This is a genomic window from Planctomycetia bacterium (genome assembly GCA_021413845.1).
In the GTDB taxonomy this organism is placed as follows: Bacteria; Planctomycetota; Planctomycetia; order Pirellulales; family PNKZ01; genus PNKZ01.
On record JAIOPP010000004.1, the window covers coordinates 52,413 to 64,802 of the forward strand.

1 protein-coding gene (cut by a window edge) is annotated in these 12,390 nt (G+C 64.7%); it reads right to left on the bottom strand.

The window, feature by feature from the left end; genetic code table 11:
* Positions 1-12,367, bottom strand: the beginning of a protein-coding gene (locus tag K8U03_00455; protein ID MCE9603354.1) for an autotransporter-associated beta strand repeat-containing protein. 23,324 nt of this gene lie to the left of the window's left edge; only the first 12,367 of its 35,691 coding nucleotides appear in the window; it begins with the start codon at positions 12,365-12,367; its stop codon lies beyond the left edge, outside the window.
* Positions 12,368-12,390 lie beyond the last annotated feature (23 nt).

Here is a 12,390-nt window from a genome sequence, read left to right on the forward strand (position 1 = left end):
TATTGGTCGCGTTGACCACGGCCGTTCCGAGACCGTTGATCGTGACGTCGGTGGCATCGTTGATCACGTTCGCGGTCGTCGTGTTCACCGTACCGCCGTTGATGATCAAGCCGCCGGCGCCGGTCCCGAGGGCATCGGTCCCCGCCGTGGCGCTCAACGTCAGCGTCCCGGCGTTCACGTAAGTGGCGCCGGCGTACGTGTTGCTGACGGTACCGTTCAAAGTCAGGCCCCCCGGGCCGCTCTTGACGAGCGAAACGCCGGCGCCGGTGATGCGCGAGCTGATCGTCAAAGCAGCGGCCGGAGCGATGCTATGCACGAACAGTTCGCTCACACCCGAAGTCAGATCGCCGCCGCTGATGACGTTGGCGGTCGCTTGCGAGATGAGGCCGCCGGTGCCGAGCGTCAACGTCTGCCCGGCGGTGATCCCGACCGTGCTGGTGCCGCCGTTGATGTTCAAGGAGTTGACCGAAATCGTGTTGACTCCGGCGACGCCGGCCGTGAGCCGCACGTTCTTATCCGCAACAAAGGCGTTGGTGCTGATCGTTCCGCCCGGGTCGAACCCGGCAGTGGCGAGCGAGCCGATGCCGGTCGCCGTGGTCGGCGTAGCGACGTAGGCCGCGAAATCGACGACGCCGGCGCTCGTCGGCTGGGCCGTGGCCCAACCGCCGATGATGCCGTTCGTCGTGCCCGGAGCCGTGGTGGTCACGAGGATTTGCGGATTCGCACCGACCAGGCCCAACGTACCGTTGGCATTGGCGGGAGCGAAGTTGATCGTGGCTCCGGCCGCCCGGCTGGTGTCGATGCTCGCCAAGTTCAACGTCGCGGCCACGGTGGTGTTCGCGGTCCCCCGACCGACGGTGATCGCGTTGGCGCCGCTCGCCCCGAACGTGATCGCCCCGAAGCTCTGCGTCAGAGCGACTCCGGCGGCGTTTTGCGACAGAACGCTCACCGTACCGCCGCGGAGATCGACGGGCAGGCCGGTGGTGAATCCCGCGCCGCCGCCGATGCGGTTGTCGATGTTCGCCAACGTATTGTCGACGAGCAACACGCCGTTCTGATTGAGCGTGATCTGCGGCGTCCCGGCGGTCTGCCAAGAGCCGGTGCCGACTCCCGTGGTCTGACCGAACGTCGCCCGCGCGTTGGTGATCGTCAGCGTGCCGCTGAAGTCGCTCGCCGTGGCACCCGTCAAGTTCAGGATCGGCGTCGTGGTCGACATGCTGCTGACCAGCAAGTTGCCGCTGCCGGTGAGCTTGCCGGCGATGGTGATGTCGCGGTTCGTGGTCGAAAGAACTCCGGCGACGTCGCCGAGGAAGACCGTCGAGGTCGAGCCGGATTGGAGCGTCACGGTTTTGCCGCCGGCGTACGTCGGCACTACGCCCGCCGTCGCCCCGGCCAACGTCCCGCCGTTGAGCGTGATGTCGTTGGCGTAAACCGTGGCGACGTTGCCGCTGGTCAAGACGCCGCCGGCGTTGATCGTGGCCGTACTGCCGGCCGCACCGAGCGCGTTGGGGGCGGTGACCGTGCTCCCCAGTTGCAGCACGCCGCCGTTGACGGCCCAATTGGCGAGCACGTCCGAGGTGTTCGCGGCGAGGATCACTTTCCCCTGGCCGCCGATGTTGATCGTCGTATTGGCGCCGCCGCCGGTAAGTCCGCCGGTGGTCGTGCCGGCCAAAGGACCGAAGGCGGGGCTGCCGATCGTGAGGATGTCGCCGGTGGTGAAGGCGGTCGAACCGGCGAAGCTGGTGCCGGTTTGAATGTTGACGCTCTTGCCGGCCGTGACGCCGATCGGGTTGACGAGCCCGGTGAAGCCGGCGGCGGCTCCGACGCCGCGGAGCGTCGCACCGTCGTCGTTGAGGACGATGGTGCCGCTGGTCATCGCGACGCCGTTGATTTCCAAGGTGCCGGCGGCGTTGATCGTCGTGGCGCTGGTTCCCAAGGCGATGACGTTGGCCGTGCGGAGGATGCCGCCGTCGACCGTGATCGCGCCGGTCGTGCCGCTCGCGGCGCTGAGGTTCAAGATCCCCGTGCCGGACTTCTTGAAGCCGAAGCTCCCGCCGAGCTCGTTGATTTGCGCGAGTTGCAGGAAGGCGTTCGTGCCGACGTTGAATTCGGAGTTGCCGGTCAAGGTCGTGAGGCCGGTGAAGGAGAGGCCCGCCCCCGTGGCAAAGCCGCCGATTTGCGTCGTCGTGACGCTCAGGGTGTTCAAGCCCGACGTGTTGCCGCCGAGCGACAACGTCGCCAAGCTGTGGAGGATGGCCGGGGCCGAGTTAATCGGCTGCGCGCCGACCGCGGCATAGCCGGTGATGCCGGTCAGCGGATCGACGTTGATCGTCGAACTCTTCGAGACGAGCGTGTTCTTGGCGTAGGCGACCGTTGCGTTGCCGCGGAGATCTAAGGTGCCCCCGGCGAGCGTCAAGGCCCCCGGCGCCACGCTGTTGCCGAACGCCCCGACGACGGTCCCGCGCAAAATCCCGTCCTTCACCGTCACCGTGCCGGTCTGCGTGTTCGCGAGCGACAACAGCATCAAGCCGGCGCCGTCCTTGGTGAACGAGCCGTTCGTAACGGCCATCGCCACGGTCCCGAATTCCAGGCTCGCGCCCGTGCCGACGTTGAAGGTCGTATTCGTATCGGGCGTCAACGTCACGATGCCGGTGAAGCGCAGGCCGTAGCCGTTGGCGCTGGTGATCTTCAGGGTCTGGTTTCCGACCCCCATGTTCAGCGCGGCGAGAGATAGAATATTGCCGCTCGCTCCGCCGTCGACCTGGTCGACGTTGATCGTCGCCGTCGCGTTCGACTCGACGATGTTGATCGCGTTCCCCGTGCCGCCGCCGAAGAATTGCGTCGTATTCGCCAACAGGTTCAACGTGGTACCGTTCGCCAGCCAAATCGGCGCGGCCGCCCCCGTCGCGGCGCTCAAGGTCTTCGCCGTCAGCGAGCCGGCGTTGACGAAGATGTTCGCCGTGAGTGTGTTCGCTCCGGTGAGGGTAAAGTCTCCGGCGCCGACTTTCATGAGCCCGGCGGCCGTCCCCAACGGAGCGCCGCTGATGATACCGGCGAACGTCTTTGAGGAATTCAAGCCGACCCCGCTGCCGAACGTCAACGTCCCGTTGGTCCCCAAGGCGATCTGACCCACGCCGCTCAAGGAAGCGACGGTCTGATTCCAGTTGGCCAAGTTAAATGCGCTGGCCGTGGGGCTGTTGACGATCAAGTCCGTGGTGGTCGGCAAGACGTTATTGAAGCCCAGCGTGATTCCGCCGTGCGTCAAGGTCGTGCCGCCGGTGTAGGAGGTGGGGTTGACCAAGGTCTGGATTGCGGTCCCGACCTTCACCAGGCTTCCCGAGCCGGTGATCGTCCCCGTGTACGTGGCGGCGAGATTATTGGCGCCGATCGTCAGCGTGGCGCTACCGACGCCGAGATTGATCACGCCGTTCACCGTCGGCACGCCGGCGATGAGCGGAGCGGTCGGTGCGCCCGGGATCGCGATCTGCGTACCGTAAATCGCGGTCGTGGTCGAGGCCAGCGAACCGATCGTGTCGCTGACGCCGTTCATGTTCACCACGCCCGACTGGTTGAGCGTGAGCCCCGCGTAGTCGTTGATCTGATCGTTGCCTGCGGTCGCGAGGTAAGTAATGCCCGCCGCCGGACCGCCGCCGTTCAAACCGACCACGATCGATGCCACGGCCCCGACACCGGCGGCGCCGCCGACGCCGATCGCGTTGACTCCGCTTCCCGTCTTGCCGAGCACGACGGTTCCGGCGTTGATCGTCGTCACGCCGGCGTAGTAGTTGTTCGTCGTGCCGTCGAACGTGAGCTTCGAGGTCGCCGGCGTAGCGCTCGTGCTGCCGTAGGTCAGAGTTCCCGTGCCGATATTGATGGCGCCGGAGAGGGTCAAGTCGCCCGCCCCGATGACGTTCACGCTCGCCGCGAGGACCGAGTGCATGATTTCTCCGGTCAGCGTGAGCTTGTCGCCGGCGGTCGACGACTTGATCGTCGAGGTCGCGGCGAGGTTGACCAAGCCCGCGAAGGAGTTGTTGCCGCTGATGCTGTTCAACGCTCCGGGGAGCGCCAGATCGGCCGCGTCGGTGACGTTCACGCCGGTCCCCGACAAGCTCAGGACGGTATTGGCGTTATAGCTGAAGCCCCCCTTCACGCCGAGGGTCGTCACGGCGTTGACTTGAACCAACCGCAGGACCGAGTTATCCCCCAAGGCCGAGGCGCTGTTCGCGATCAGCCGGCCGCCGGTGTTGACCGTGAGCGTGATCGGGCCGCCGAAGCTGTTGGCCCCGCTGAGCTCCAACGTTCCGAGACCCGACTTCGTGATCGCGAGGCCGGTCCCCGAAATGGCGGCCGAGATGGTGAGATCCGCCAGTTCGTTGTTCGTCCCCGTCGACACGGAATCATTGACGGTGAAAATCCGGTTGGCACCGCTCGAAACGCGCGTGAGGCCCGCGCCGTTGACGTCCGTGCCGTAGAGGTCGTAGGCGAGGGCCAATTTCCCCGCGATGGTCGCGCCGTTCAGATCGTTGAAGGCGCCGTAGGTCACGTCGCCGCCGAGGTTGAGCACCCCTGCGCCCGTGTCGATCGAGATCGCCGAGCCGTAAGCTCCGCCGGCGAAGGTCGTCGCCCCCAAGGTCAGCGCCCCGGTCAACGTCAGGCTGCCTGCGCCGGGGCCGGCGGCGCCGAAGGTGGTATCCGCGGTATTCACGATGCTACCGGCGAGGAGGTTCAAGGCCCCGACCGTATTGTTGTAGCGATGAATATCGAAGACGGCCGAGCCGTTGTTGATCGTCAGCGCGGCCCGCGCGATTTGACCGTTCGACGGGGTGCTCGAGTAAAGCGAGTTGCTCGCCCCCATGACGATCGTCCCTTCGTTCAGGAACAAACCGCCCGTGAAGACGTTCCCTCCCGAGATGACCATCGTCCCCGCTCCGGACTTGTTCACCGGCATGGCGCCGGAGATCGCGGCGCTGAGGTTCAACGTGCTCATGGCGTTGGTGACCCAGAAGGAGAGAGGGGTCGCCGTGGCGGCGCTGGTGATCGAACCCGACCCGGCGGTATTGACCGGGATCGTGGAGGTCCGTTGGATCGAGAAGGTGCTGTTGTTCGCGCCGTTGAAGATGATGTTGCCGCTCGTGACCGTCAGCACGCCGGCGCCCGACTCCGAGCCGCCGATGTCGATCGTCTTCCCCGTGTCCGGGTTGTCGATCGTCAAGGAGCCGATGGTACGGGCGAAGCCCGACATCGCCTGGCTGTCCATGCCGGCCACGAACTTCACGTTGTTCGTGGGGAAGATCAGCGTGGACTGGGTGAAGAGCGGCGTGGTCTGATCGACGGACAAGTTAAGCGGGGTCGCTTCGGCCAGCGTCAAAGCGCGCGCACCGAGAATCTGATCGTAGAAGGCCATGCTGTTGTTATTGACGATCACCCCCGGCAAGACGGCATTGATCACCGCTCCGGCGAAGAGAACGCGCGGCGCATCCCCCGCCGTACCCAACGTTCCGGTCCCGCTGCTCGTGATATTCACCGTGCCGCCGGTTCGGACCAAGTCGCCGGTGAAGGCCAGGATCGTCGAAGAACCGGCCCCCGTCCCGTTCGTCACGTTGATCGTCGAAGAACCGGAGTTCAGGGTCGGCAGGCCGACTTGCTCCAGCACGGCGACGCCGTTCTTGCCGACCAACGACAAACCGCCGCCGCCGAAGCCGATCGTGGCGCTGTTGAGAACCCGATCCGCCACGTTCGTGCCGGAGTTATCCAAGCGCAGCGTGCCGCCGGAGTTGAGGTTGTAAGCCGGAGTGCCCAAGCGCGCGGCGCCGCTGAGCGCGAGAATTCCTTGGTTGACGTTGATCGTGCCGTTGAAGCTGTTGGAACCGCCGGTGATCTCCACCTTCCCGCTCCCCGCCTTATTGAGATTAAACGCTCCCTGGATGAATCCGGCCCAAACGGTGTCCAAAGAACCGTTGACCGTCAGCGCGGCCCCTGTGGCAGCCGCCCCGTTCAGCGTGCCGCCGAGATCGACCTGCAACGACTTGAGCATCTGCGCCCCGGACGAAATCACCAAGCTACCGCCGTTATTTACCGTTACGTCCGTCGAGCGCGACAACGCATGGATGCCGTTGACGATCAACAACCCTTGGCTCACCGTCGTCGGGCCGGAATAGGAACTGCTGAAAGTCGCATTGGTTAACGTGAGAACGCCGATGCCGGTCTTCGTCAGGCCGCCGGTTCCGACGATCGCTCCGACGTAGGCCGCGGACGAAGTATTGTCCGTGCCGACCGTCAACGTCTTACTCCCGAGGTTGACGATGCCCGCGAGAAGCGGAGCGGCCGCCAAGCCCCCCGCCAACGAGCCGATGATTTGATCCCCGGCGCTGATGTCGAGCGTCGGCCGCACCGTACCCGTAACCGTATTCCCGAGCACGACGGGGGAATTGGCCGCCAAGGAGTTCACGGCCCCGAGCTTCAACGTACCGGCCGTGATCGTCGTGATGCCGGTGTACGTGCTGATCGGGCCCGAGAGCAACAACGTACCGGCCCCGGTCTTGGTGAGCCCTAGCGTGTTGCCGGTGATCGACCCTTTGATTTCCATATCCTGCGGCGCGCCGAACAGGCCCGGATTCACCGTGAACGTGGTCGTCGCTTGCGCGAGGTTGAGCGTGCCGTTGATCGTCGCCCAGTTCCCGACTCCGCCGCTGGTCGCCGTAACCGCACCGCTGATGAACGTGCCGCCGCTCGCCGGCCCGAGCGAGCCTCCGGTCATGTTCAAGGTCGTCAGGTACAGCGAACCGGTCGTGCCCGTGATGCTGCCGCTCACGTTGCTGCCGGTCGCACTGCCCGGGATCACTTGCGAGAGAATGGACACGGCGCCGATGTTCTCGGAGAACCCTTGCAGGTTCAACGTCCCGCCCGCATTGACGATCACCGCCGAACCGTTGTTGATCTGCTCGTCGGCATCTAGTCGTACGATCGCCGAGCCCGACCCATCCGTCGCCCCGACGAGCAACGTCCCGGTGCCGAGCGCCACGCCGCCGGTGGCGCCGAACACGCCGGTCTTCGCCAACGCCAACGTTCCGGCGTTGACCATAATCGCACCGGTGTTGACGTTCTGCGTCACGAGGCCGCCGCTCAAACGCATCGTTCCCGTCCCGCTCTTGATCAAAATCCCCGCCCCGCTCAGCGACGCCGTGACGTCGAGATCCACGCCTGCCGCACCATTGGCGACGATGAAATTGCGCGGGCCCGACAACACCAAGCCACCGTCGATAGTCACCATGTTGTCGCCGCTCGTCGCGACGTTATTGATCACCACCGCCGCACCCAAGCTGAGATTCCCCCTGAGCGTCAACTGGGAGCTCGTCCCATCGAGCTGCAAGACCGTGGCGTTGTTCACCGGGTTCTGCAGCGTCAACGCCGCCGACAGCGGGGCGTTGATGAGGCCGCCGCTGTAGACCAACTTACCGAAAGTTTGCGCGAAGTTGTTGAACTCCAACGTCCCGCCCGAGACCGTCACGGTGCTCGGAGCCAACGTCGGGATCGCTACCGTCGTCGGCAAAAAGTTGGCGGCATTGGCGAGTTCGAACTGGGCCGTACCGGTACCCGTCACCGTCAACCCTCCCAGGCCGAGAGAGTTGGCGACGTTGAAGCTCAACGTCCCTTGATTGACCGTCGTCAAGCCCGTGTAGGTGCTCGCCACGCCGATCCGCATAAAGCCCGCCCCGGTCTTCGTGATCCCGGTCTGCGCGCCGCTGGCGGTCAAGGCCCCGTTGAAGAGCAGGTCGACTAAGGCCGGGCCGTTGTCCACGTCGATCGTGCGGGTCAAGCCCGTCGCCGTGGAATTGAGATCCACCGTCCCGCTGACGATCGTCTGGTAAGGCCCGGCCGTCGTGGCGGCGGTCGGGAGCAGCGCCGCGGCCGGAGCGAGGAACTTGATGTTGCTGGCCGCAGTACTGCTGAAGCGGAGCGGGGAAGCGATCGTGCCGCCGGTCACCGTCAAGCCGAAGCCGTTGCCGTTGGCTCCACCCAAAATCAAAGTGCCCGCATTCACGACCCCGACAGCCGCAGCCGTAGAATTGAGCGTCAGGCTGTTGATCGTTTCGTTCACACCCGCCGTGTTCACCAACGCCAACGGATTCGTCGCGAATCCGTTCAGGTCGTTCAGCGTCACGTCCGCCAAGTCGTTGATCTGCTCGGCGTTCGAGAGGACCACGTTCCCCGCTTGCACGATCAAGGAAGAGCCCGAGACCGCCGCCACGCCCGGAGCCCGCGCCAACGTCAGCGAACCTTGGTTCAAGTACGTCGCACCCGTGTACGTGTTCTTGAGGCTGCCGCCGATCGCCGTCGAGTTGAAAGCCAACGTACTGGCACCGGCCTTGATCAGCGAAACTCCGCTCCCCGTGATCTGCGAGTTAATGATGCCGGCCGACTGCGCGTGGATGAACAATTCGCTCCCCGCCGAAGTGAGCGTACCGCCGTTGATCGTTCCCGTTCCGGAGAAGAGCAAGCCTCCGGTCGTCAACGTGATCGAGTCCGTCGCCGTCCGTTGCTGGATCGTGACCCCCCCCACCTTCAGGACGTTCATCACCTTCGCACCCGTGATGGTATCCGTCGGCGCCGCGGAGACGAACATGTTATCGGCGCTGGTCGGCGTAGCCGTGATCAGAGTTGCGACATAACTCGTCGCGATGATCCCGTTCGTCGCGTTGTATGCGGCGAAGTCGACGCCGCCGACGGTCGCCCAACCTCCCAGCACGCCGTTCGTCGCGGTCAAGTCCGGCGCGCCGCCGCTGAACAGAACCCGAGGGCTCGCGTTATTCGTGGCTCCCAAAGTACCGCCCGAACCCACGAAGTTGATCACCGCGCCGTTGGAGCGCGTCAGGTTGACGTTAGTACCGGTACCGGTATTGATGATCAAGTCGGCATTGGTGACTTGCGTCGCCGCTCGGTTCACCGTGAGCGTCGTATCGCTGCCGGCCAGCACCAACGCGCCGATGTTCTGCGTTGCGGAACCGGCGACGGTAGCGGCGATTGTCGTCAGCGTGATCGAACCGCCGGTCGAAGTGATGGTATTGTTGCCGCTCAAGCGATCCGTGAAGTTGGTCGTCGAACCGGTGTTGTCGAGGAACAACACACCGTTTTGGTTCAACGTAATCGCGCCGGCGCCAAGATATTTGCCGGCGCCTGCGCCCGCTCCGCCGCCGACGTTCACCGTGGCGTTGGTGATCGTCAACGTCCCGGAGTTGTCGTTCGTCGCGCTTTGCAGGAGCAACAACGATCCCGCGGCCGGGGCCAACGTCGTCGATGCCGCCAGCCCGCTCACGACCAAGTTCCCGCTGCCGGTAAGATTGGCGGTCGAATTCAAGGTAATCCCGCGGGCCGTCGCTAAGCCGTTCCCGTCTCCTAACGCGATCATCGAGGTAGTGCCGCCGGTCAACGTCATCGTCGAGTTGAAGGTCGTCGTCCCACCGCCGATCGAGCCCGCCACGGCACCGCCGCTCAAGGTGACGGGATTGGCGATGATCGTAGTGACCGCGCCGGCCGCCAGGATGCCGCCCCCGCTGGAGGTGCCGTTCACCGTGATCTTGTTGCTAGTCGCACCCAAAGAAGTGGAAGTAGCCGACGTGCTGCTGAGTTGCAGGATGCCGCCGCTGAGGTTCCAGGAGGCGACGACGTCCGAGGTGTTGGAGGCGAGGACGATACGGCCTTGGCCGCCGACGTTGATCGTCGTGTTGGCGCCGCCGCCGGTGATACCGCCGGTGGTCAACGTGCCGAACGTCGAGCCGAGCGTGAATACGTCGGTGACGTTGAAGCCCCCGACGAAGCTGGTTCCGGTTTGGATGTTGACGCTTTGGCCCGCCGCGAGATTAGCGATCGCCAGCGGATTTGACGTCCCGGCATAGCCGGTGGGATTCGTGATGCCGTTGAAGGCGGCGTTGGCGGCGGCGGCGCCGACGCCGGTGCCACGGAGCGTGCCGCCGGCGCCGAGGACGATCGTCCCGCTGGTGAGTCCCAAGCCGTTGATTTCCAAGATGCCGGTGCCGCTCACCGTGGTCGTCATCGTCCCTAACGCGATGCCCGAGGTCGAGGCGCGGAGGATGCCGTCCGTGACCGTGGCCGCCCCGCTCAAAGCGCTGGCTCCGTTAAGCTCCAGAATGCCGGCGCCGCTCTTGTTGAAGCCGAGGCCGACGCTGGATTGCGCGATCTGACCGAACCGCAAGTAGCCGCCGCTCGCCACGTTGAAGTTCGGAGTACCCGTGAACGTCGCCAATCCGGCGAAGCTCACCGCATGGGCGTCGGCTCCGGTCACGGTGAGCGTATTGGCTCCGATTTCCAAGTTCGTCAACGTATGCACTATGGCCGGAGTCGGCTCGAAAGGAACCACGGTCCCGGCCACGCCGTTGATGCCGCTCACGAGATCGGTGTTGATCGTGACGTCGCCGTTGATGAGCATGTTGCGGTTGAGCCCCAACGCCGCGTTCGCGCGAATATCCAAGATGCCGCTGGTGAGCGTGATCCCGTTCGGGGCCAAGCTCAATCCCAACCCGTTGGCGGCCGTGACGCGCAGCGTACCGCCGTTGAGGGTTACTTTGCCGGTCTGCGTGTTGGCCCCGCCGAGGACCAACATGCCGCCGCCGGTCTTGAGGATCGAACCGTTGGTGGCGGCGATGACGCCGGCAAGTTCGAGCTTCATGCCCGTCGCCACTTCGAACGTCGTGGTCGTGTCGGGAGTCAGAGTGATCGTCGAGGCGAAGCGGAGCCAGTAGCCGTTGTCGCCGGTGAAGTCGCCGCCGGTGACCTTCAGCGTTTGACCGCCGATATTGAGCGCATTCAACGTCAACGCGTTGTTGAGGGCCGTGGTGTTGCTGCTTTGCGCGTTGATGGTCACGTTCCCCGCGCCGGTAACGTTGACGGTGTTGGCCGCGCCGAAGAGTTGCGACACGTTGGAACGGAGATCCAACTTAGCGCCGTTCGTCGCGTTCAGCCAAATCGATGCCGTACCCCCGGCTCCGACTCCCAGCGACGCCCCCAGGTCGACGGCTTTGATCGTTCCGTTGTCGATAAACAGGTTGCTGGTGAAGGTGTTAAGACCGCTCAAGGTATAGGTGCCGCCCCCTTGCTTGCGAAGACCGCCGACCACGCCGACTAAAGTGCCGCTGATGATGCCGGAGAGCGTTTGGCTCCCGTCGTCGGAGCCGAAGGTCAGCGTCCCCCCCGTGCCGAGAGTGATCTGGCCGGAGCTGCTGAGAGAAGCGACCGTCTGGTTCCAGCCCGCGAGGTTGAGGGCGTTCGCGGAAGGGCTCGTAATCGTCAGGCTCGTGTTCGTCGGAAGCGCGTTGTTGATCTGCAGGGCGATGCTGCCGGTCGTGATGGTCGTCGCGCCGTCGTAGGTGTTCGCGTTCGCTAAGGTCCAGATGCCGCTGCCGACCTTCGTCAAGCTCCCCGTTCCCCGAATGATGCCGCCGAAGGTCTGGTTGGTATGATTGGCACCGACGCCGAGCGCGCCGGGATGTGCATTGTCGCCGAGGTTGACGATTCCGACTCCCGCCGGGATGCCGGAGGTGAGCAACGGCAGCGGGCTTTCCGGGACGAGGATTCCGGTGGTTCCGGAAATAGCCACGGCCGCCAAGCCGCCGATCGTGTCGCTCTTGCCGTTGAGGTTCAACGTGCCGGAGGTCCCGAGCGTGACCGTCACCAGATCGTTGATTTGATCGGTCCCGGCATCGTTTCCGTAGGAGACGACGTCGTCCGTCAAGCCCCCGCCCAAGCCGTCGCCGATGAGGAGGGTGCCGCCGATGGTCACGTTGTTGTAATTGAAGCCGACGGCGTTGGCGACGCCGGTCTTATTGAGCACGAGGATGCCGCTGTTCACGTTGATCGTGCCGGTGTTGTTTCCGATGCCGAGAGCCCCGCCGCCGCTGAGGGTCACGGCGCCGGTCCCGTTCAAGTTCAGAATGCCGGTCCCGAGGTTCAAGGCTCCACCGAATTCAAAATTCCCGGGTCCGAGCGTCGTCAAGGTCTGGCCCGCCGCTCCGGCCATCAGATCTCCCGAGAGGGTCAGCTTGTCGCCGAGCGTCGACGACCGGATCGCGCTGGTCGCCAGTAGCGTCACCAAGCCGGCGAACGAGTTGTTCCCGCTCACGCTGTTGAGCGCGCCGGGAAAAATCAGATCCGCGTCGGTCTTGGCGAAGCCGGTACCGCTGATGTTGACCTGAAGGTTCGCGTCGTAAGCCGAGTTCCCGAGGACGTTCAGCGTCGAACCGACGATCGCGACCTGGCGTACCTTGGTCGGGTCGCCGAGCGCTCCGGCGTTGGTCGCGATGATCTGGCCGGCCGACATCACGATGTTGCCGATGAACGTGTTGGTTCCGGACAACCGTATCGTTCCGGCACCGGCCT